Below are 21393 nucleotides of genomic sequence, written 5' to 3'. Positions count from 1 at the left end.
GACACTTCGAACACCGGAGCCGACCCCCCTGGTCGAAGCTGCCTACCGGGCAGTAACGTCCTGCCGTCCCGCAGCGTCGCGAACGAGGAGCAGTCTTGCTCGACTTCAGCCTTCCGGCCCTCTACCAGGTACCGAGCGGCGGTAACCTCTCCGACCTCGTGCACCAGAACGCCGAGCGGCACCCGGACGTCGTGGTGCTCAGTCGCAAGGTGGACGGCCGGTGGCAGGAGTTGACCGCCGCCCAGTTCCTGGTCGAGGTGCACGCCGCCGCCAAGGGTCTGATCGCCGCGGGCATCGAGCCCGGCGACCGGGTGGGCATCATGTCCCGCACCCGCTACGAGTGGACGCTGCTGGACTTCGCGATCTGGACGGCCGGCGCGATCACCGTGCCGGTGTACGAGACCTCCTCCGCCGAACAGGTGGAGTGGATCCTCGGCGACTCCGGGGCGGTGGCCGTCCTCACCGAGACCGCCCAGCACGCCGCGGTGGTCGAGGAGGTCCGGGGGCGCCTGCCGCTGCTGCGGCAGACCTGGCAGATCGAGGGCGGCGCCCTGGCGACGCTGGCCGGGGCGGGCCGGGACGTCACCGACGCGACCGTGGCCGAGCGCCGGTCGCTGGCGACGGCCGACTCGATCGCCACCGTCGTCTACACCTCGGGCACCACCGGCCGCCCCAAGGGCTGCCAGCTGACCCACGCCAACTTCATGGCCGAGTGCGGCAACATCGTGGAGCGGCTGGCCCCGCTGTTCCGCACCGGCGAGAGCTCGGTGCTGCTCTTCCTGCCGCTGGCCCACGTGCTCGGCCGGATCGCCGAGATCGCCCCCGCGATGGCCCCGATCAAGCTCGGCCACGTCTCGGACATCAAGGACGTCACCGCCGAGCTGGCGGCGTTCCGGCCCACCCTGATCCTGGGCGTGCCGAGAGTGTTCGAGAAGGTCTACAACACCGCCCGCGCGAAGGCCCAGGCCGACGGCAAGGGCAAGATCTTCGACAAGGCCGCCGACACCGCGATCGCGTACAGCCGGGCGCTGGACGCCGGCGGCGCGGGCCTGGGCCTGCGGATCAAGCACAAGATCTTCGACAAGCTGGTCTACAGCAAGCTGCGCGCCGCGCTCGGCGGCCGGGCCACCCACGCGATCTCCGGCGGCGCCCCGCTCGGCGAGCGGCTCGGCCACTTCTACCGGGGCATCGGCTTCACCGTCCTGGAGGGCTACGGCCTGACCGAGACCTGCGCGGCCACCGCCTTCAACCCCTGGGACAAGCCGAAGATCGGTACGGTCGGCCAGCCGCTGCCCGGCGCCGCCGTCCGGATCGCCGAGGACGGCGAGGTCCTGTTCAAGGGTCCGCAGGTGTTCACCGGCTACTGGAACAACCCGCAGGCCACCGCCGAGGCGCTGAAGGACGGCTGGATCTCCACCGGCGACATCGGCTCGCTGGACTCCGAGGGCTACCTCACCATCACCGGCCGCAAGAAGGAGATCATCGTCACCGCGGGCGGCAAGAACGTCGCCCCGGCGGTGATCGAGGACCGGATCCGGGCGCACGCGCTGATCGGCGAGGTGATGGTGGTCGGCGACCGCAGGCCGTTCATCGGCTGCCTGGTCACCGTGGACGAGGACTTCTTCCCCAAGTGGAAGGAGCTGAACGGCAAGCCCGCCACCGCCACGGTGGCCGAGCTGCGGGAGGACGCGGACCTGCTGGCCGCCGTCCAGGCCGCCGTGGACGACGGCAACGCCGCCGTCTCGCACGCCGAGGCGGTGAAGAAGTTCCGGCTGCTGGACACCGTCTTCTCCGAGGAGAGCGGCCACCTCACGCCGTCGCTCAAGCTCAAGCGCAACCTGGTGCTGAAGGACTTCGCGGCCGACGTCGAGGCGATCTACCAGCGCTGACCGTACGGTGCGGGCCCCGCCGCGGTGGCGGGGCCCGCACCGCTTCGTCAGCCCGCCAGCAGCGAGGTCAGCCGCCCGGCCAGCAGGTCCCACCGCCAGGAGCGGTCCACCCAGCGCCGCCCGGCCTCGCCGAGCCGCCGGCGCAGCTCCTCGTCGTTCAGCAGCCGGACGATCCGCTCGGCCGCGGCGGCCGGCGAGCCGCCCGGCACCACGTAGCCGGTCTCGCCCTCCAGCACCGCGTCCGGCGCGCCGCCGGAGTCCCCGGCCACCACCGGCAGACCGGTCGCCGAGGCCTCCAGGTAGACGATGCCCAGGCCCTCGACGTCCAGCCCGCCCCGCCGGGTCCGGCAGGGCATCGCGAAGACGTCCCCGGCGCCGTAGTGCGCGGGCAGCTCCGACCACGGCACCGCGCCGGTGAACCGCACCGCGTGGCGCACGCCCCGGGCGTCGGCGAGCTTCTCCAGGTCCGCCCGGTAGGGGCCGTCGCCGACGATCAGCAGCACGGCGTCCGGCACCTCGGCGAGGATCTGCGGCATCGCCTCGATCAGGGTGTCCTGGCCCTTGCGCGGCACCAGCCGGGAGACGCAGACCACCACCGGCCGGTCCGCCAGCCCGAGCCGGCGGCGCAGCTCGGCGCCGCCCGAGTCGGGGTGGAAGGTCTGCTCGTCGACCCCCGGCGGCAGCTGCACCATCCGGGCGGCCGCCTCCGGGCCGACCGCGTCGGCGATCCGGGAGCGGGTGTACTCGCCGAGGTAGGTGAGGGTGTCGGTACCGGCGCCGATCCGGCGCAGCAGCTGCCGGGCCACCGGGAGCTGGGCCCAGGCGGCCTCGTGGCCGTGCGTCATGCCGAGCAGCCGGCCGCCGGCTCCGGCCCGGCGCAGCGCGGGCGCCATCAGCCCGAGCGGGGCGGCCGCGCCGAACCAGACCGAGTCGCACTTCTCGGCGCGGAGGATCTCGGCGGCCCGGCGGGTGACGCGCGGTGTGGGAACCATCACCTTCGTCCGGTCGCGGATCACCGGGAACGGCTGTTCGGCGTCGAAGCGGGCGACCTCGGCGCCGTCGCGCCAGGTCGACGCGTAGACCACGATGCTCCCGGCGGGCTGACGGACAGCCATGTTGTGGACGAAGGCCTGGATGCCGCCGGGTCGCGGCGGGAAGTCATTGGTGACGATCAAGGTCTTGTGCATCTGGCCACGGCTCGCTCGGTCGGGGGGTGCTCGGTGTACCGCTGGGTGATCCGTACGATAGGTCAACACCACGACCCGCCGGGAACGGATCCGCGCACGGCAACCGTTTCTCCCCCGGGTCTGTCCTAGAACCTAGGCAGCCGGTGCGGCCCCGCCGAACGTGGCGCCGCGCCCGGCACCGGCCGCCCGGGCGTCCGTCGCGCGACGCCTCCGGTGGGACGTCCGAGACGAACGAGGGAGCGCAGTGGAGTTGGCCCCGGCCACCAAGTCCGGTTCACCCAGCGGCGCCGACGGCCCCGGCACGGCGCTGGCCGTCCGCCAGGAGCCCGTACCGGCCCCCACCGGCCCCTCCCGGCGTACCGGGGCGCTCTGCGCGCTCGGCGGGACGTGGCTGGCCTCCCGGGCACTGCTGCTGCTGCTGGTGACCGGCGTGCTGCGGATGGCCGGCGGGGACATCACCACGGACGTCTGGCTGATCTACCACGGCTGGTACGGCGTCCTGCAGACCGGCACCTTCCCGCTGGACGACGTGACCTGGCAGTACCCGCCCGGCGCCGCCCTGGTGATCATGCTGCCCGGGCTGCTGCCCTGGTCGTACCTGGTCTCCTTCTGGGTGATCTGCGGGCTGGCCGACGCGGTCGCGATGGCCCTGCTGGTGCGTACCGGCCTGCGCAGGGGCCGGGCCCTGACCGGTGCCTGGGTCTGGGTGGCCGGCGTGCCGCTGCTCGGTCCGATGATCTACAACCGGTACGACGTCATCGTCACCGCCGTCGCGGTGGCCGGCCTGCTGGCGCTGATCCGCCGCCCGGCGATCGGCGGCATCCTGCTGGGGCTGGGCGGGATCATCAAGATCTGGCCGCTGATCGGCCTGATCGGCACCCCGTCCGGCCGCCGCACCCGCCGCTCCTGGACCGCCGCCGCGGCCACCGCCGTCTCGGTGGGCTTCCTGCTGGCGGCCGGGATGAACGGCGCCTTCGAGTTCCTGACCTTCCAGAAGGACCGCGGCGTCGAGGTGGAGTCGGTCGGCGCGCTGCCGCTGCACTTCGCCCGGATGGCCGGCGCCTGGGACGGCAGGGTGACGATGAACTACGGCTCGGTCGAGATGCTCGGGCCGTGGGTGAACGTGGTCGGCAAGGTGATGCTGGCCGGCAGCCTGCTGGGCTTCGCCTGGCTGCTGCTCTGGCGCTTCACCGCCAAGCGCCGCAACGCGGCGACCATGTACGACGCGGCGCTGGCCGCGCTGCTGATCTTCACCGTGACCAGCCGGGTGATCAGCCCGCAGTACCTGGTCTGGCTGGTCGGCGTGGCGGCGGTCTGCCTGACCGTGCGCGGCACCAGCCAGCGCCCGGTGGCGCTGCTGGTCCTGGCCGCGACGCCGCTGACCGTGGTGGAGTTCCCGCTGCTCTTCAGCGAGCTGGTCGGCAGCGAGCCCTGGGCCGTCACCGCGCTGACCCTGCGCAACCTGCTGCTGCTGGCCGCCACCGGGCTCTCCTGCGTCCGGCTCTGGCGCTCGACCCGCGGGACCGCCCAGCTCCCGCCGACCGTCGTGCTGGACCGCGCGGAGCCGGAGCCGGTGTCGGCGAACGGCTACCCGGTGCGCCCGGGGATCGCGTACGAGCAGGACCTGCTGGACGGCATCGACCGGCCGCCGGCCCAGCGGCGGCGCTAGGCCGCCAGGCGGCGGACCTCGGTGACCCAGAGCGCGGTGAACTCGGCCAGTCCCAGGCCCAGCTCGTCCCGCAGGACGCGGTCCGACTGCTCCTCCCGGCCCGCGCCCGCGCCCGCCGCGCCGACCGCCCGGTAGTAGCCGACCAGCCGGTCCGGCCCGAAGCGGCGGGCGATCAGGTCGCAGGCCAGCCAGGCCTGCTCGTAGGCCTGGGCGATGCCGTCGGCCCCGGCGGTGAAGTCCCGGTCGGCGGGGAGCGCCGAGGGCACCCGGCCGGCGGCGACGTCCCGGGCCAGCTCGGGGGCGATCTGCCGGGGCGAGCGGCCGGAGTCCCGGTAGCCGGTCCAGTCGGCGACGCCCTCGGAGAGCCAGAGCGGCGTCCAGGCCCGGGTGTCGGCCCGGGTCGCCACGTGCACGGCCTCGTGGGTGATCACCACCTGGCGGCCGAAGTCGCTGAGCCCCCGGTAGGCCCCGGGGTTGACCAGCACCCGGTCGGCCGGGGTGTGCCGGGGGGCGCCGGGCGCCGCGGTGGTGACCGCCACCATGCCGGTCCAGCCCGCCGGGTCGGCGTCCAGCAGCCGGCCGAACTGCTCCTCGGTGGCGGGCAGCTCCAGGAGCAGCCGGCCCGGCCAGGCGGTGCCCCAGAGCGCGGTGACGGCCGGGACGGCCCGGTCGGCCACGGCCGTGAGCTGCGCCGGGTCCGGACCGTCGGCCAGGCCGAGCACCAGGCAGTGCGCGCCGGCCGCCGCCCGGACGGTCCCGAAGTCCCAGAGCGGCGCCGGCCCGTCCGGGCCGTCCTCGCGTTCGACCCGCCAGCCCCCGCCGGTCCGCCACAGCTCCAGCCGGCGCTGGTGGACCACCGGGTAGGCGTCGTAGCCGGTCACCCGGACGGTCAGTTCGGCAGTGGCGGTGAGCCGGTCCGGCCGACCGGCCGGACCGAGCACGAGGTTGCGGTAGGCCGCCTCCACCGGGGGCGCGGACGGTGGGGCGGTCAGCGTCCGGGCCCGCTCGGCCAGCAGCGCGGCCACCTCGGCCCGCTGGTCCGCCACCGCGGCCACGGAGGCCGCCGGAGCCGCCCGGGGCAGCGACAGCTGGGCCAGTCCGCCCGCCGCGAGCAGCAGGGCCCCGCGCCGCGACAGTGCGCGGCGGCGTGTCACGGCATCGGCGGGAGGGGTCGGGACGGGCCGGCTCAGAGCCGGATCACCTCCGCGACGGGCATCGCGTTGACGCTCTCGTAGCGGACCTTGGCGCCCGGGTAGGGGGCGTGCACGATCACCCCGCCGCCGGCGTACATGCCGACGTGGTGCCTGTCCCGGTAGAAGATCACCAGGTCTCCCGGTCGCGCGTCGGAGATGCTGACCCGCTGGCCGGCGTACGCCTGGGCCTGCGAGGTGCGCGGCAGGGTCACTCCGGCCTGCCGCCAGCTCCAGTACATCAGACCGGAACAGTCGAACGCGCGGGGCCCGGCGGATCCGTACACATAGGGCGAACCGATCATCCGCACGGCGGCGGCCAGCGCGGCCGCGCCGCGTTCGGAGGCGGGCGGGGCCGTGCCCAGGTCGAGGCGGTCGGTGCCGCGGGTGGCCCGCTGCTCGGCCTCGCGGGCGTCCTGGGCCACCATCCGGGCCCGCTCGCCCGCCCCCAGGCTGTTGAGCAGCCGCTGCGCCTTGGCCAGCCGCTGCTGGATCTGCTGCTTGCTCTCGGCCAGGGCCCGGCGGGTCTCCTCCAGCTCGGAGAGCTTCATCGAGGCCTCCGTCCGGCGCTGGTCGAGCCGGCGCTGACGGGCCACCACCTCGTGCAGCGTCTCGTTCTGCCGCTCGGCGGCCTGGTCCAGGCTGCGGGCCTTGGAGAGGTAGCCCTCCGGGTCGGTGGAGAGCATCAGCTGGACGGTCTGCGCCATCCCGCCGCCCCGGTACTCGGCGCCGGCCACGGTGGCGAGGTCGCCGCGGAGCTCGTTGAGCTCGCCCTGGGCGACGGCGACCTGCTGCTGGAGCGTGCCGGTCTCGTGCTGGAGGCGCTGCTGGACGTCCAGTGCGGCGTTGTACTTCTCCGAGGCCTGCTCGGCCTCGTCGTACAGCTGTTCCACCTGCGCCTTGACGTCCTTGCGGTTCGACGGCCCGTCCGGCGTGCCCGGGGCGGCCTGGGCGGCACCCCCCGTGGCCACCCCCAGCGCGGTGGTGGCCGCGGCGGTCAGCACCAGCGCACGGGCGAACGCGCCCGGCAGGGGGGAACGGCGGTGCACGGCCATACGACGGTAACTCCGATCCTGCGACCCGGCCCCGCCGCCGCACCGGTGCGGGCGGCTGTCGAGCGGGAGTCCGGTGGCAGACGTTAGCGAGTCCGGGCGAGCGAGTCCAAACCCCTCCCAACCCGAATATTTGACCCGCAATCGGACATCAGCACGGTCCGGCACGAAAGCCGCAGGCCCGGCCTCCCGCGAGGGGAGACCGGGCCTGCGGGAGCAGACGTCGGATCAGACGCGCACGATGGCCGAGATCGGCAGCATGCTGGCGGTCTCGTACCGGACGTTCGCGCCGGGCTTCGGCGCATGGATGACCTGGCCGCCACCGACGTAGAGCGCGACGTGGCTGCGGTCCGCACGGTAGATGATCAGGTCGCCGGGCTGGGCGTTGGCGATGTTGGTGCCCACGTTGGTACCGGCGGTGGCCTGGGACTGCGAGGTGCGCGGCAGCGACACGTCCGCCTGGGCGTAGGCCCAGCTGGTCAGGCCGGAGCAGTCGAAGGAGCTCGGACCGGCCGCGCCGTAGACGTACGGGGCGCCCAGCTTGCTCTCCGCGGCGGCGATCGCGGCGGCGGCGCGCGAGCCGTTGGCGGCGGGCGCGGACGGCGCGGCGGCGGCGGGCTTGGCGGCCGGCGAGGACGGGGCGGGCAGCTGGTCGCGGGTGTTGTCGCGGGAGGCGCGGTCGGCGTCCGCCTTGGCCTTGGCCTCGGCCTTGGCGGCGTCCGCCTTGGCCTTCGCCTCGGCGGCGGCCTTCTCCTCGGCCGCGCGCATCGCCTGGCGCTCCTGCTCGGACAGCGAGTTGTACAGGTCCTGGGCCTTGGCCAGCTTGCCCTGGACCTCCTCCTTGGAGGCCTTCAGCTGCTGGGTGGTGGCTTCGAGCTCGCCGAGCTTGCCCTGGGCCTCGTTGCGGTCCTGGTCGAGCCTGCGCTGCTGCTCCTGGAGGTCCTTCAGCGCACCGGACTGCGTGCTGCCGGCCTGGTTGATGGCACCGGCCTGGCTGAGGAAGCTGTCCGGGCTGGACGAGAGCATCAGCTGCACGGTCGGCGATATGCCGCCGTTGCGGTACTGCTCGCCGGCGATCTCGGCGAGACCGCCCTGGGCCTCGGTCACCGCGGCCTGCTGACGGGCCACCTTGTCCTGCAGCTCACCGACCTGCTTCTGCAGCTCCTGCTGCTTGGCCTGGGCGCCGTTGAGCTTCTCGGTGGCCTGCTCGGCCTGCTCGTTGAGCTGGTCGATCTGCTCCTTGACCTGATCCTTGGTCGGCGTCGGGTCGGCGTGGGCGCCGGACTGCGCGGAGAGCGCGACCGCCGCGGCGGCGACACCGGTCAGAATCGAGACCCGGGCACGGCCGGCGGGCTTGGGACGACGATGGGACGCCACGAAGGCGGACTCCTTCTTCCTACGTCCGCCTACCGGGTGAGCTGACGGGTTCGGGCCGGAAGCGTGCCCCACGACGCCTCACCGACCGCACGGCGGTCGACCTGGCGCCGATTCACCCCGGAGGAACATGGTTCCCCGGCTCCGTTCCACAGCGCCCCCGACTACTGGACTCCCCGTCGGGCAGATGCTCTGCCCCGCTGCTTCACGAACTCGGCGGTAAACCTCCGCCGCCACCCCTGCTGGGTGATCGACTGTGCGGTGGTTCGAGGCATGACCCTAGTAACAGAACCGTGATCCGTTCAAATCCTTGTCAGAAAAATGCCGGAAGAATATCCAAGTTCATTTGTGAATATGACCGGGTGTGATCACGCGCCCACATGGAGCTGATCGTTTGTCATGATGCGGCCGCAGACACCGACGCCACCCCCGGTTCAGGGGGTGGCGCGGATCACAGGGCCGGATCCCGGCCCGTGGGCATGTCGGTGCGTCAGACCCGGCGGATCGCGTTGATCGGCATCGCGTCGGCCTTCATCACCTTCACCACGTCACCGGTGTGCGGCGCGTGGACCACCATCCCGTTGCCGATGTACATCCCGACGTGGCTGCGGTCCGGGCGGTAGATGATGAGGTCGCCCGGCTGGGCGTCGGCCAGCGAGGCCACCTTCGAGCCGTAGTTGGCCTGCGCCTGCGAGGTGCGCGGCAGCGAGACGCCGGCCTTCGCGTACGACCAGACCATCAGACCGGAGCAGTCGAAGGAGTTCGGGCCGACCGCGCTCCAGACGTACGGCGAACCCTGCTTGCTCATCGCGTTGGCGACGGCCTGCCCGGCGAAGCCGCTGCCCTGCGGCAGGCTGCTCAGGTCGGTGCGCTCGCTGCCGCGCGAGGCCCGGTCGGCCTGCTGCTGGGCGGCCTTCAGCGCGGCCCGGTCGGCGGCGCTGAGCGAGTTCAGCAGGTCCTGGGCTTCCTTGAGCTTCTTGTTGACCTCGGCCTTGGACTGGTTCAGGTCCTTGGTCGTGCTGTCCAGCGAGGCGAGGACGGCGGCCGCCTCGGCCTTCTGCTGGTCCAGCCGGCGCTGCTGGTCCTGCAGGCCCTTGAGCGCCTCGGTCTGGCTGGAGCTGGCCTGCTGGACGCTGGCGGCCTTGTCCAGGTAGCCGGACGGGTCGGAGGCGAGCATCAGCTGGACGGACGGGTCGATGCCGCCGGTCCGGTACTGCTCGGCCGCCACCTCGGCCAGCCCGCCCTGAAGCTGGGTCATCTGGTCCTGGCCGCGAGCCACCTGGTCCTGGAGCTGGTCCGCCTGCTTGCGCAGCTGGTCCGCCCGCTCCTTGGCACCGTTGAACTTCTCGGTGGCCTGCTCGGCCTCCTCCTGCAGCTGGTCGACCTGCGCCTTCACGTCCTCCTTCTTGGGGGACGGGCTGGGCGCGGCGTGGGCGCTGACCTGGGCCGAGAGGGCGACCGCGGTCGCAGCGGCAGCGGTCAGCACGGTGACCCGCGCACGGCTCGACTGCTTGGGACGGCGGTGGGTGGCCAAGTGACCGGCTCCTTCTTCCAACGGACTCACCCGAACGAGTGAGAATCCGGAAAATAGGTTTGACGCCAGACCCTAGTGAAGATCCACGCTTTGCGCCACTCCCCCGATGGCGTGAACTCCCGCCCCCCGCCATGACTTCACGGGATCCACACATCCCCGCAAACCGGGCGCTGACCAGGCGTCATCTCCTGCCGGCCGGCCCCGCCCAAGGTCAGGGCCGGGCCAGTCGGTTCAGCAGCAGCACCGAGGCTACAGGGCGCGCGCCCGCCTTCCGCACGCCCTCCGCGACCTCCCGGTCGGTGGAGACCACCACCACCGGCCGGCCCTGCGGCTCGGCCCGCACCAGGCGGCGGATCAGTTCGTCGGCGGTCTCCCCGGTCCGGCTGAACCGCACCCGGACCCCGCGCGGCGGCGCCAGGATCACCGGCACGTCGAGGTCCTGGCCGTCGAACACGCAGGTCACCTCCGCCTGCGTGCGCTGGGCCAGCATCGCCAGCCCGCCCAGCAGCCGGATCCGCTGCTGCTCCAGCGGGAGCGCGGGGTAGCCGGTCTTGGTCACGTTGTAGCCGTCCACCACCAGGTGGACCTGCGGGATCGCCAGCAGCTGGTCCAGCAGCGCCGGGTCGTCCTCGGCCAGCCCGCGCCGCGCCACGTCGTGCGGCGAGGCCGAACCCGGCACCACCGCCTCGACCAGGTCGGCCGGGCGGATCTGGGAGACCGGCAGGGCCAGCTCCCGCTGGAGCCCCTGCGCCGACTGCAGCACGGTGTCCAGCAGCAGCCGCAGCCGCATGTCCTCGACGCTGCGCCCCTCGCGGGCCGAACGGCGGCCCTGCTCGGCGGCGTTCTCCAGCTCGGAGATCCGGTGCCGCAGCCGCCGCGCCTCGCTCTCGGCGGCGCCGCGCTCGACGCCCGTCTGCGCCTTCAGGGCCTCCAGCTCCCCGGTGACCCGGCGCGTCTCGGCCTGGGCCCGCCGGGTGTCGCTCTCCAGCGAACGCACCTTCTTGCGCAGCGACTCCACCTCCTTGCGGACGTCCTCCGACTCGGCCCGCTGCCGGTCCAGGTCCGCCCGGGCGGCGGCGCGCACCTCGGCCAGCTCCGCCTGCAGCTTCTCGGCCAGCCGGGCCGCCTCGGCCGCCGCGCCCTCGGCGCCGGCCCGCTCGGCCTCCTCGCCGGCCTCGACGACCAGGCGGCTCCAGCCCGCCGACCGGACCAGGTAGGCGGCGGCCGCCACGTCCATCGGATCGGCGGCGCCCGGCACGCTGCCCGACTCCAGCGCCCGGACCAGGTCCGGCTGCCCGAGCCGCAGCCGCTCCGCTATCCGCACCCGGAACGCCGGCTCGGACTCCAGCGCCGCGGCGAGCGCGGTGGCGGCGTACTTGGCCCGGCGCGCCGGGGTGAACTTGGCGTACGGACGCAGCGTCTGCGGCAGCTCCGCGACCGGCAGCCCGCCGAGCGCGTCGGCGGCGAGGCCCACCACACGCCGGCGCACCCCCTCGGGCAGCGGCCGGTCGAGCTTCTCGGCCGCGCGGGCTGCCGCCGGCTCCTCACCGCCGGAGCCGCCGGCCTCCTCGCCGTCGACCTCCTCGGCGGGGGCGCCGGTGCCGGGCGCGGCGGCCTCGACCGCGTCCGGTGCCTGCGCGTCCACAGCGGGCTGCCGCCCCTGCGGCCCGGCGGGCTCCTGCGCTGCGTCCACCACGTCCTCGGCTCCGATCCTCGCCAGCGGGGTACGGCCGTCGGCCGTACCCCTGGTCGTCACGCTCCGTGCGCTCTGTCTGTATTGTCCCGCGCGGCGGACGGCCGTGCCGCGCACCGTCCACCGCGCGGGGCGGGCATCAAGCCTGCTCGGCGGCCTCGGCGCCCGGACGGGCCACCAGTTCGACCTGGTCCACCGCGTTGCACCAGCGGCAGCGCACCGACTCGATGGTCTCGCTGTGCACCTCGGTCTCCTCCACCTTGGACTCGCCGGCCAGGTCGAAGTGCAGGAACTCGGTCACCCGGGCGGTGCGGGTGACGTCGAAGCGGGTCAGGTTGCCGCACAGGGTGCAGCGCCAACGCGTCTCTGCGGTCAGGGCGGGGACGGTCATCGGGGGTCCTCTCGGGTGGTCCCTGGGTGGGCTCAGGCGCTCCCCCCGGAGCCCCGGCATCGGCGGCGGGAGGCGGGATTGCCCGCCCCAAGCCTATTGCCTGGGGCAACCACCCCGGCCACCGGTCACGGCGATCGCGGGGGTGGTCCACCTGCCGTACAGCGCGGTGTCGCCCGGGCCCGACGGAGGGATGCTTGGTCGCATGGCGATCCCGGTCCTCGACCACACCGGCGCGCGGGACGGCCCCCCGGCCGCGCCCGTCCCGGCCGTCAGCTACGCGCTGATCGCGCTGAACGTGCTGGTCTTCCTGCTCGGCCCGGCGGCCGGGCTCAACCCGCTGTACGGCCGCGGGCAGGACCGGGTCTGCGCGGAGCAGCGGTACGAGCAGCGCTGGGGCGCCGTCCCGGCCGAACTGCTGGCCGGACGGCCGCTGAGCGCCGAACAGGTGGCCGAGGCCCCCGACCCGGTGCCGGGCTGCCCGGCCGCCCCGACCCCCGGCAAGCACCCGGCGATGTCCGTCCTCAGCGGGCTCTTCGTCCACGCCGGCTGGCTGCACCTGCTGGGCAACCTGCTCTTCCTCCAGGTCTTCGGCCCCACCGTGGAGGCCCGCTTCGGCCGGGCCCGGTTCGCCCTCTTCTACCTGGCGGCCGGCTCGCTGGCCACCTACGGCTTCGCGCTGGCCGAGGCGCACTCGGCGGACTCCACCCGGGTCCTGATCGGCGCCTCGGGGGCGATCGCCGGCGTGCTCGGCGCCTACCTGAGGCTGCACCCGCGGGCCCGGGTGACCACCCTCGTCCCGCTGCTGCTCTTCCTGCCCCTGCGGTTCCCGGCCTGGCTGGTGCTCGGCCTCTGGTTCGCGCTCCAGTGGTGGTCGGTGCACTCGGCGGGGCCGGGCGTCGCCTACCTGGTCCACGTGATCGGCTTCTCGGCGGGGTTCCTGTACGCCTGCACGCTGGCCACCCGCCCCTCGCGACGGCCCCGCTGACGCCCGATACCCTGGCGGCACCTCACAAAGGAGCCCGAACAGTGATCACCGCCATCGTCCTGATCAAGACCAGCGTCGACCGCATCCCGGAGATCGCCGAGGCGATCGCGGCCATCGAGGGCGTCAGCGAGGTCTACTCGGTCACCGGCGGCTACGACCTGGTGGCGATGGTGCGGGTGCGCCGGCACGACGACCTGGCCGAGGTGATCCCCGGCCGGCTGAACAAGGTCCCGGGCGTGGCCCACACCGAGACCCAGATCGCCTTCCGCACCTACTCCCAGCACGACCTGGAGACCGCCTTCGCGCTCGGCCTGGGCGAGTAGCCTCCCCCGTTCAGCCCTCGCGCCGGGTGTCCGCGACGCAGCGGCCGCCCTCGTTGCGGTAGTTCCAGGCCGCGCCGTCCGTGACCAGCTCGCGGACGGCGGTCAGGAACCGGTCGATGTGCTCGTCCGGGGTACCCGCGCCGAAGCTGACCCGGATCGCGTTCAGGCTGCGCTCCCCCGGCAGCGACGCCTCCGGCGCACCGCACTCGGACGGCGCCACGTCCTCGTCGCCGAGCAGGGTGCGCACCAGCGGGTGCGCGCAGAACAGGCCGTCGCGCACCCCGATGCCGTACTCGGCGGAGAGCGCGGCCGAGAAGTGCGAGCTGTTCCAGCCCTGGACGACGAAGGAGAGCACGCCCACCCGGGCCGAGTCCGCGCCGAACAGGTTCAGCACCCGCACCTGCGGGACCTCCGCCAGCCCGGCCTTCAGCCGGGCGATCAGCTGCTGCTCGCGGGCCTCCAGCGCGTCGAAGCCGGCCTCGGTCAGGGCCCGGCAGGCCGAGGCGATGGAGTAGACGCCGATCACGTTCGGCGAGCCGGCCTCGTGCCGGGCCGGGCCGGTGTGCCACTGCACGGCCACCGAGCCGTCGGCCTCCCGGGCGACCGTGCGGGTGGCGCCGCCGCCGGCCAGGTACGGCTCGGCCGCGTCCAGCCAGTCGGCCCGGCCGGCCAGCACCCCGGCGCCGAACGGCGCGTAGATCTTGTGGCCCGAGAAGGCGATCCAGTCCACGCCCAGCTCGCGCACCGAGACCCGGTGGTGCGGGGCGAGCTGCGCGGCGTCCAGCACCACCCGGGCGCCGTGCCGGTGGGCGGCCTCGGTGAGCTCGGCGACCGGCCAGAGCTCGCCGGTGACGTTCGAGGCGCCGGTGACGCAGAGCAGCTTGGGGCCCTCGGGGGCCTCGGCCAGCGCGGCGTCCAGCGCGGCGACGGCCTCGGCGTGCGAGCGCGGGGCGCGCAGGTAGGTGACGCTCAGCCCGGCGTGGCGCCAGGGCAGCAGCGAGGCGTGGTGCTCGGTCTCGAAGGCGAAGACCCGGGTGCCGGCCGGGACGGCGCCCGCCAGCAGGTTCAGCGAGTCGGTGGTGGCCCGGGTGAAGACCACCTGGTCGCCCTCGCGCAGGTCGAGGAAGTCCGCGACGGTCCGGCGGCTCTGCTCGAAGAGGTCGGTGGAGAGCTGGGAGAGGTAGCCGGCGCCCCGGTGCACGCTGCCGTAGTAGGGGGCGTAGGCGGCGACGTCGTCCCAGACCCGCTGCAGCGCCGGGGAGCTGGCGGCGTAGTCGAGCGCGGCGTAGGTGACCTTGTCACCGTTGACCAGCGGGACCTCGACGTCGTGGCCGAGGACGGGGAGCGGGGCGCAGATCTCGGTGGCGACGGACATGGGGGCGCACTCCTTCGACGGGTAAGGACCCCGGAGGTGCGTGTCAGCCGGCGTCCGCGCTTGTCACGCGGACGGTTCGCCGCGAGACCCGGTCCTCACCCAGGGCACCCCGCCACGGACGGAGGGTTGCCGGACAGCCAGCTGGGGCTTGACGCTGTCACTCATGACCTGGCGAAGACTCTAGGTCGCGTCCGCCGAGTGGTCAAACAGGGGTCCGCCATCCGGACAGCGGTCCACCGCCGGGGCCCGGCGACGGCCCCGCCGGACGCGCGAAGGCCCGCGGGGAGGCGTCCCCCCGCGGGCCCGACCGCCGCTTCACACCCGGGTGGTGGCCTCCGACCAGCGCCGCAGCAGATCCTGCGCGGCGCCCGAGTCGATGGCCGCCGCGGCCCGCTCCATCCCGGCCGCCAGCTGCTCGGCGAGCGGCGCGTCGGTGAGGTCCAGCGCCACCAGGGCCGTCGCCGTGTTCATCAGGACGGCGTCCCGCACCGCCCCGCGCTCCCCGGCCAGCAGCCGGCGCGCGACGTCCGCGTTGAACGCCGGGTCCCCACCGCGCAGCGCCTCGATGCCCACCAGCCGGACGCCGACGTCGCGCGGGTCGAAGGAGGTCTCGGTGACCTCGCCGTCGCGCACGATCCAGACCCGGGAGGTGGTGGTGACGGTCAGCTCGTCCAGGCCGTCGTCGCCGCGGAAGACCAGCGCGGTGGACCCCCGGCGGGCCAGCACCCCGGCGATCAGCGAGGCCAGCCGGGTGTCGAAGCAGCCGATCGCGTGCGCGGTGACCTTGGCCGGGTTGGTCAGCGGGCCGAGGGTGTTGAAGGCGGTCGGCACCCCGAGCCCGCTGCGGGCCGGGGCGGTGTGCCGCATCGCGGGGTGGAACCTGGCCGCGAAGCAGAAGGTCAGTCCGACCTCCTCGGCCACCTCGGCGACCCGCCGGGCCGAGAGGTCCAGGTTGACGCCGAGCTTCTCCAGCACGTCCGAGGAGCCGCTCGCCGAGGAGGCCGCCCGGTTGCCGTGCTTGACCACCTTGGCACCGGCCGCCGCGGCGACGATCGCCGACATGGTCGAGATGTTGACGGTCTTCGCCCGGTCGCCGCCGGTGCCCACGATGTCGACCGCCGGGCCGGGGATGGAGAGCGGTTCGGCGTGCGCGTACATCGAGTCCACCAGGCCGACGATCTCGTCCACCGTCTCGCCCTTGGCCCGCAGGGCGACCATGAAGCCGGCCATCTGCACCGCGGAGGCCTCGCCGCTCATGATCCGGTCCATCGCCCAGGCGGTGTCCGCCCGGTCGAGGTCCTCGCCCCGCAGCAGCGCCGACAGGATGTCCGGCCAGGTGCGGACCACCTGCACGGGGTCCTTGCCGCCGTTCGCAGGGTTCACGTTCACCATGGCTGACTCCAGCTCTTGTCGGTTCCCCGAGGGGTTCTCCGTAAGGATGGAGCCAGCCTATCGAGCGGCGGGACGCCTCCGCCCCGCCGTCGCCTTCACTTCTCTCCCACTGAGACGCGGTCCTACCGGGCGGCCGGCGCCCGCTTCGCCAGCCGGGCCCGGAGCAGCGTGGCCGCCGCCTCGGCCAGCGCCACCGGGTCCACCGGGTGGGAGATGGCCGCGTCGGCCCGGCTCCAGGCGGCCAGCCAGGAGTCCTGCGGCCGGCCGATCACCACCAGCACCGGCGGGCAGCCGTAGATCTCGTCCTTCAACTGCCGGGCGAGCCCGAGGCCGCCGGCCGGGACCGCCTCGCCGTCCAGCACGCAGAGGTCCACGCCCCCCTTCTCCAGCGCCTTCAGCACCGCGGGGGTCGTCGCGCACTCCAGGTAGGTCAGCTCCGGCAGATCCTCCGCGGGCCGGCGGCCGAGGGCCGTCAGCACCTGCTCGCGGGTGTTGCGGTCGTGGCTGTAGACGAGAACGGTCAGCGTCTCGTCGGTGGTGTACGCCATGGGCCCTGCTCCCTCAAGTGTGATCCGGACCACGTTCGTCTCAACCCGGATGCTACTCCCGATCACCGCCCGCCGAGCCACTCCCGCGCGATCCATCTCAAGCCGCCGCGCCCACGACTCACCCGCCCGGAGGACAGGCCGTCACCCCCGCAGTCGCGGTCCACCCGTACGGCCGACCCGAGGGCCTTTCCCTTACTCCCGGCGGACCCCGAACGAGTGGAGCGACACGCTGGGCATCAGGGTCGAAGATGCCTTCGAAGAACCGTCAGAAAAGGGACACGCCCCTGCTCAGCCGCCATCCGGGCGTCCCGGCGGGCCCCACCGGGGCATACCGCACGCACCGGACACTCCGAGGGACACCCCCCGGCGTGAAGACGGAATAAGGGACCGACATAATGTCCGTCGTGGCGACAGCAACAGCAGTAGAAACCGGGCACGCGCACGGATCGGTCAACCGGCCGAACATGGTCAGCGTCGGAACGATCGTCTGGCTCAGTTCCGAGTTGATGTTCTTCGCGGCCCTCTTCGCGATGTACTTCACGCTCCGCTCCGTCAAGGGAGCCGAGTTCTGGAGCGAGAAGGCGCACGCCCTCAACGTGCCCTTCTCCTCGGTCAACACCACGATCCTGGTGCTCTCCTCTCTCACCTGCCAGCTCGGCGTGTTCGCGGCCGAGCGCGGGGACGTGAAGAAGCTCCGCTCGTGGTTCGTCATCACCTTCGTGATGGGCGCGATCTTCATCGGCGGCCAGATCTTCGAGTACACCGAGCTGGTCAAGAAGGACGGCCTCTCGCTGTCCTCCGACCCGTACGGCACGGTGTTCTACCTGACCACCGGCTTCCACGGTATGCACGTGACGGGTGGTCTGATCGCCTTCCTGCTGGTCCTCGGACGGACGTACGCAGCCAAGCGCTTCACGCACGAGCAGGCCACCGCCGCCATCGTGGTGTCGTACTACTGGCACTTCGTCGACGTCGTGTGGATCGGCCTGTTCGCGACCATCTACCTGATCAAGTAACCAGCTGATCAGGTCGCTGGCCACCGGCTCCGGGTCCCGCCCTCACCGGCGACGGCCCGATTTGCCGGTGCCTACGCTCCCAACCGACCGACCGCGCGCGCAGCCCTAGACAGGCAGCCTCGTGCCGGCCAGACCGGCCGCCGGGTGCACCCACCAGTCGACCAGATCCTGACACCGGGGTTATTCCGTGAAAAAGCTCTCCGCACGACGGCGCCACCCATTGGCGGCGCTGGTCGTCCTACTTCTCGCCCTGGCGGCAACCGGGGGGCTGTACGCCGCGTTCGCGCCCGCCGACAAGGCGCAGGCCGACGTCGCCGCGCAGTCGCTCGCGATCGATGAGGGCAAGAAGCTCTTCGCCGTGGGCTGCTCCTCCTGCCACGGCCTGAACGGCCAGGGCAGCAGCGACGGTCCGAGCCTGGTCGGCGTCGGCTCAGCCGCGGTCGACTTCCAGGTCGGCACCGGCCGCATGCCGGCCCAGCAGCCCGGCGCCCAGGTGCCGAGCAAGAAGAACATCTACTCGCAGGCGGAGATCGACCAGCTCGCCGCCTTCGTGGCTTCGCTCGGCCCCGGCCCGGTCATCCCGACCGAGGAGCAGTACACCTCGACCAACCCCGAGGACCTCTCCAAGGGTGGCGAGCTGTTCCGCACCAACTGCGCCCAGTGCCACAACTTCGCCGGCCAGGGCGGTGCCCTGACCCAGGGCAAGTACGCCCCGTCGCTGGAGGGAGTGGACGCCAAGCACATCTACGAGGCCATGCAGACCGGCCCGCAGAACATGCCGTCGTTCCCGGACACCACCATGCCCGAGGAGCAGAAGAAGCAGATCGTGGCCTTCGTCCGCCACACCACCAACGATGAGCCGAACCCCGGCGGTCTCACGCTCGGCAGCCTCGGTCCGGTGACCGAGGGCCTGTTCGGCTGGATCTTCGGTCTCGGCACGCTCATCGCGGTCGCGATCTGGGTCGCCGCCCACACCACCAAGGCCAAGAAGTCATGAGCCACGACATGTCAGAAGAGAAGCTCCCGGAGTCACACGGCTCCGCCGGACACCACGAGGTGGCCGCCCACGGCGATCCGTTCGCCGACCCGGGCCTGCCGGCCCACCAGCCGCGTCGCACCGACATCGACGAGCGGGCCGCCCAGCGGGCCGAGCGCCAGGTCTCGCTGATGTTCGTGGTCTCGATGCTCGCCACCGTGGGCTTCATCGCCTCCTACGTGGCCATCGACCCGGACAAGATCGTCTACATCTTCCCGCTGGGCCACGTCAGCGCGCTGAACTTCGCGCTGGGCATGACCCTGGGCGTCGCGCTGTTCTGCATCGGCGCGGGTGCGGTCCACTGGGCCCGCACCCTGATGTCGGACCACGAGATCCCGGCCGAGCGTCACCCGATCGAGGCCGACGACGAGGTCCGCGCGGACGTCATCGAGCAGTTCAGGACCGGCGCCGCCGAGTCCGGCTTCGGCCGCCGCAAGATGATCCGCAACACCCTCATCGGTTCGATGGCCCTGGTGCCGCTGTCCGGCGTCGTGCTGCTGCGCGACCTGGGCCCGCTGCCCGAGGACAAGCTGGAGCACACCGGCTGGCGCGAGGCCACCGATGTGAAGCCGCTGCAGCTGATCAACATGAACACCAACCAGCCGATGAAGGCCGAGGACGTCATCGTCGGCTCGCTGACCTTCGCCATGCCGGAGGGTCTCAGCACGCACGACGAGGACTTCCAGCAGCAGATCGCCAAGGACGCCCTGATGCTGGTGCGCATCGCACCGGAGGACATCAAGGACACCGAGTCCCGGGAGAAGGGCTTCGAGGGCATCCTCGCCTACTCCAAGATCTGCACCCACGTCGGCTGCCCGATCAGCCTGTACGAGCAGCAGACCCACCACGCGCTCTGCCCCTGCCACCAGTCGACCTTCGACCTGGCGGACGGCGCGCGCGTCATCTTCGGCCCGGCCGGCCACCCGCTGCCGCAGCTGAAGATCACCACTGACGAGAAGGGCTTCCTGGTCGCCACCGGCGACTTCGACGAGCCCGTCGGCCCGAGCTACTGGGAGCGTGCTCGATGAGTAGCGCGAGCAGCACCACCTCCGGTGCCGCCAAGCCCGCCGGCAGCACGCGTGCCAAGCCCGCCAACAAGTGGGAGCAGGCTGCTGACTGGACGGACGGCCGGCTGGGGATCTACTCCCTCGCCAAGGCCAACCTGCGGAAGATCTTCCCGGACCACTGGTCCTTCATGCTGGGCGAGATCTGCCTCTACACCTTCGTCATCATCATCCTGACGGGCGTGTACCTGACGCTGTTCTTCAAGCCCAGCATGGGCGAGGTCATCTACGACGGCTCGTACATCCCGCTCAAGGGCATCCCGATGTCCGAGGCGTACGCGTCGACGGTGGACATCAGCTTCGAGGTCCGCGGCGGCCTGCTGGTCCGCCAGATCCACCACTGGGCCGCGCTGGTCTTCGTGGCCGCGATGCTCGTGCACATGATGCGCGTGTTCTTCACCGGCGCGTTCCGCAAGCCGCGTGAGATCAACTGGGTCTTCGGCTTCCTGCTGCTGGTCCTGGGCATGTTCGACGGCTTCTTCGGCTACTCGCTGCCCGACGACCTGCTCTCGGGCACCGGTATCCGCTTCATGGAAGGCGCGATCCTCGCCGTCCCGCTGGTGGGCACCTACATCCAGATGTTCCTGTTCGGCGGCGAGTTCCCCGGCCACGACATCGTGCCGCGGTTCTTCACCATCCACGTGCTGCTGATCCCCGGCATCATGCTCGGCCTGCTGGTCGCGCACCTGATCCTGGTCTTCTACCACAAGCACACCCAGTGGGCGGGCCCGGGCAAGACCGAGAAGAACGTCGTCGGCATGCCGCTGATGCCGGTCTACATGGCCAAGGCCGGTGGCTTCTTCTTCCTGGTCTTCGGTCTCATCGCCGCCGTCTCGGCGATCGCCACGATCAACCCGATCTGGGCGTACGGCCCCTACCGCCCCGACCAGGTGTCCACGGACGCCCAGCCGGACTGGTACATGGGCTTCTCCGAGGGCCTGATCCGCGTCATGCCGGGCTGGGAGATCGGCCTGTGGGGCCACACCCTGAACCTGGGTGTCTTCGTCCCGCTGATGATCTTCCCGCTGGTCCTGGTCGCGATCGCGGTCTACCCGTTCATCGAGTCCTGGGTCACCGGCGACAAGCGCGAGCACCACATCCTGGACCGCCCGCGCAACGCGCCGGTCCGCACCGCGCTGGGCGCCGCCTGGATCAGCCTGTACCTGGTGCTGCTGGTCGGTGGTGGCAACGACCTGTTCGCCACCCACCTGCACCTGTCGATCAACGACATCACGTACTTCGTCCGCGTGGGCTTCTTCGTGGTGCCGGTGCTGACCTTCATCGCCACCAAGCGCTGGTGCCTCGGCCTCCAGCGCCGGGACAAGGAGAAGGTGCTGCACGGCCGCGAGACGGGCGTCATCAAGCGCCTGCCGCACGGCGAGTTCATCGAGGTGCACGCCCAGCTGCCGCAGGCCGACCTGCACAAGCTCACCTCGCACGAGCAGCCGCCCGTGTTCGAGCTGCCGGCCGAGACGGACGAGAACGGCGTGGCCGCCAAGGCCGGGCTGATCCCCCGTACCCGGGCGAAGCTCTCCCGCGGCTTCTACGGCGAGGGCAGCCGGATCCCGAAGCCGACCGCCGAGGAGCACCACGAGATCACCAGCGGCCACGGCCACCACTGATCCCGTACGCATCCCCCGCGTCACCCCCGAGGGCCGCCGACCAGAGTTCTTCC

18 protein-coding genes and 2 riboswitches are annotated in these 21393 nt (G+C 72.5%); of the genes, 8 read left to right on the top strand and 10 right to left on the bottom strand.

Features of this window, described 5'->3' with window-relative positions; all coding sequences use genetic code 11:
- The first annotated feature begins 95 nt into the window (after positions 1 to 95).
- Complete coding sequence (locus tag ABT263_RS03500; protein WP_352287069.1) at positions 96 to 1889, top strand: AMP-dependent synthetase/ligase; 1794 nt, start codon at positions 96 to 98, stop codon at positions 1887 to 1889.
- Between the two features lie 47 nt (positions 1890 to 1936).
- Here the strand turns inward: ABT263_RS03500 and ABT263_RS03495 are convergent, their stop codons facing one another.
- The gene (locus ABT263_RS03495; protein ID WP_329487296.1) at positions 1937 to 3076 is read right to left on the bottom strand and encodes a glycosyltransferase family 4 protein; all 1140 of its coding nucleotides are present in this window, start codon (positions 3074 to 3076) and stop codon (positions 1937 to 1939) included.
- A 244-nt stretch (positions 3077 to 3320) separates the two neighbouring features.
- On the opposite strand from ABT263_RS03495, the gene ABT263_RS03490 reads away from it, so the two are divergent.
- A complete protein-coding gene (locus ABT263_RS03490) occupies positions 3321 to 4745 on the top strand; it encodes a glycosyltransferase 87 family protein (RefSeq protein ID WP_352287067.1) in 1425 nt (474 codons plus the stop codon).
- Here ABT263_RS03490 and ABT263_RS03485 read toward each other — a convergent pair.
- From ABT263_RS03485 to ABT263_RS03460, 6 genes are all read right to left on the bottom strand, one after another.
- Positions 4742 to 5899 (bottom strand): hypothetical protein, encoded by a 1158-nt coding sequence (locus ABT263_RS03485; RefSeq protein WP_352287064.1) that lies wholly within the window; start codon positions 5897 to 5899, stop codon positions 4742 to 4744. The genes ABT263_RS03490 and ABT263_RS03485 overlap by 4 nt on opposite strands.
- Positions 5900 to 5931: 32 nt before the next feature.
- Complete coding sequence (locus ABT263_RS03480; protein ID WP_352287061.1) at positions 5932 to 6990, bottom strand: C40 family peptidase; 1059 nt, start codon at positions 6988 to 6990, stop codon at positions 5932 to 5934.
- Between the two features lie 225 nt (positions 6991 to 7215).
- A complete protein-coding gene (locus ABT263_RS03475; RefSeq protein WP_352287058.1) occupies positions 7216 to 8364 on the bottom strand; it encodes a C40 family peptidase in 1149 nt (382 codons plus the stop codon).
- Between the two features lie 10 nt (positions 8365 to 8374).
- Positions 8375 to 8528, bottom strand: a riboswitch (cyclic di-AMP (ydaO/yuaA leader).
- A gap of 323 nt (positions 8529 to 8851) precedes the next feature.
- Positions 8852 to 9895: a C40 family peptidase gene (locus ABT263_RS03470; RefSeq protein ID WP_329487301.1), complete on the bottom strand. Its 1044-nt coding sequence runs from the start codon at positions 9893 to 9895 to the stop codon at positions 8852 to 8854.
- Between the two features lie 211 nt (positions 9896 to 10106).
- Positions 10107 to 11651 (bottom strand): NYN domain-containing protein, encoded by a 1545-nt coding sequence (locus ABT263_RS03465; protein ID WP_352287055.1) that lies wholly within the window; start codon positions 11649 to 11651, stop codon positions 10107 to 10109.
- Positions 11652 to 11727: 76 nt separating this feature from the next.
- On the bottom strand, positions 11728 to 11979 hold the full coding sequence (locus ABT263_RS03460) for a hypothetical protein (RefSeq protein ID WP_329487305.1): 252 nt from the start codon (positions 11977 to 11979) through the stop codon (positions 11728 to 11730).
- 202 nt (positions 11980 to 12181) lie between these two features.
- Between ABT263_RS03460 and ABT263_RS03455 the strand changes: the two genes are divergently transcribed.
- Positions 12182 to 12964: a rhomboid family intramembrane serine protease gene (locus ABT263_RS03455; RefSeq protein WP_352287053.1), complete on the top strand. Its 783-nt coding sequence runs from the start codon at positions 12182 to 12184 to the stop codon at positions 12962 to 12964.
- Positions 12965 to 13005: 41 nt separating this feature from the next.
- Entirely contained in the window at positions 13006 to 13287 is a 282-nt protein-coding gene (locus ABT263_RS03450; RefSeq protein ID WP_329487307.1) for an Lrp/AsnC ligand binding domain-containing protein, read from the top strand.
- Positions 13288 to 13297: 10 nt separating this feature from the next.
- Here ABT263_RS03450 and ABT263_RS03445 read toward each other — a convergent pair whose 3' ends face one another.
- The 3 genes from ABT263_RS03445 to ABT263_RS03435 form a co-directional block, all read right to left on the bottom strand.
- On the bottom strand, positions 13298 to 14662 hold the full coding sequence (locus tag ABT263_RS03445; RefSeq protein ID WP_352287051.1) for an aminotransferase class V-fold PLP-dependent enzyme: 1365 nt from the start codon (positions 14660 to 14662) through the stop codon (positions 13298 to 13300).
- A gap of 51 nt (positions 14663 to 14713) precedes the next feature.
- Positions 14714 to 14831, bottom strand: a riboswitch (SAM riboswitch).
- A 146-nt stretch (positions 14832 to 14977) separates the two neighbouring features.
- Positions 14978 to 16054, bottom strand: a complete 1077-nt coding sequence (gene trpD, locus ABT263_RS03440; protein WP_352287048.1) for an anthranilate phosphoribosyltransferase — start codon at positions 16052 to 16054, stop codon at positions 14978 to 14980.
- A gap of 122 nt (positions 16055 to 16176) precedes the next feature.
- Positions 16177 to 16602, bottom strand: coding sequence for a hypothetical protein (locus ABT263_RS03435; RefSeq protein ID WP_329487310.1), 426 nt, complete (start codon positions 16600 to 16602; stop codon positions 16177 to 16179).
- Between the two features lie 395 nt (positions 16603 to 16997).
- Between ABT263_RS03435 and ctaE the strand changes: the two genes are divergently transcribed.
- The 4 genes from ctaE (at position 16998) to qcrB (ending at position 21340) form a co-directional block, all read left to right on the top strand.
- Complete coding sequence (ctaE, locus tag ABT263_RS03430) at positions 16998 to 17618, top strand: aa3-type cytochrome oxidase subunit III (protein ID WP_073923280.1); 621 nt, start codon at positions 16998 to 17000, stop codon at positions 17616 to 17618.
- Between the two features lie 187 nt (positions 17619 to 17805).
- On the top strand, positions 17806 to 18615 hold the full coding sequence (gene qcrC, locus ABT263_RS03425) for a cytochrome bc1 complex diheme cytochrome c subunit (protein WP_329487311.1): 810 nt from the start codon (positions 17806 to 17808) through the stop codon (positions 18613 to 18615).
- Entirely contained in the window at positions 18612 to 19682 is a 1071-nt protein-coding gene (gene qcrA / locus ABT263_RS03420; protein WP_380389855.1) for a cytochrome bc1 complex Rieske iron-sulfur subunit, read from the top strand. The genes qcrC and qcrA overlap by 4 nt, the downstream gene beginning before the upstream one ends.
- Positions 19679 to 21340: a cytochrome bc1 complex cytochrome b subunit gene (gene qcrB / locus ABT263_RS03415; protein ID WP_329487313.1), complete on the top strand. Its 1662-nt coding sequence runs from the start codon at positions 19679 to 19681 to the stop codon at positions 21338 to 21340. The genes qcrA and qcrB overlap by 4 nt, the downstream gene beginning before the upstream one ends.
- Positions 21341 to 21393 lie beyond the last annotated feature (53 nt).

This window comes from Kitasatospora sp. NPDC001603 (assembly GCF_040298365.1).
GTDB lineage: Bacteria > Actinomycetota > Actinomycetes > Streptomycetales > Streptomycetaceae > Kitasatospora.
This window is presented reverse-complemented; position numbering and strand designations above follow the sequence as displayed.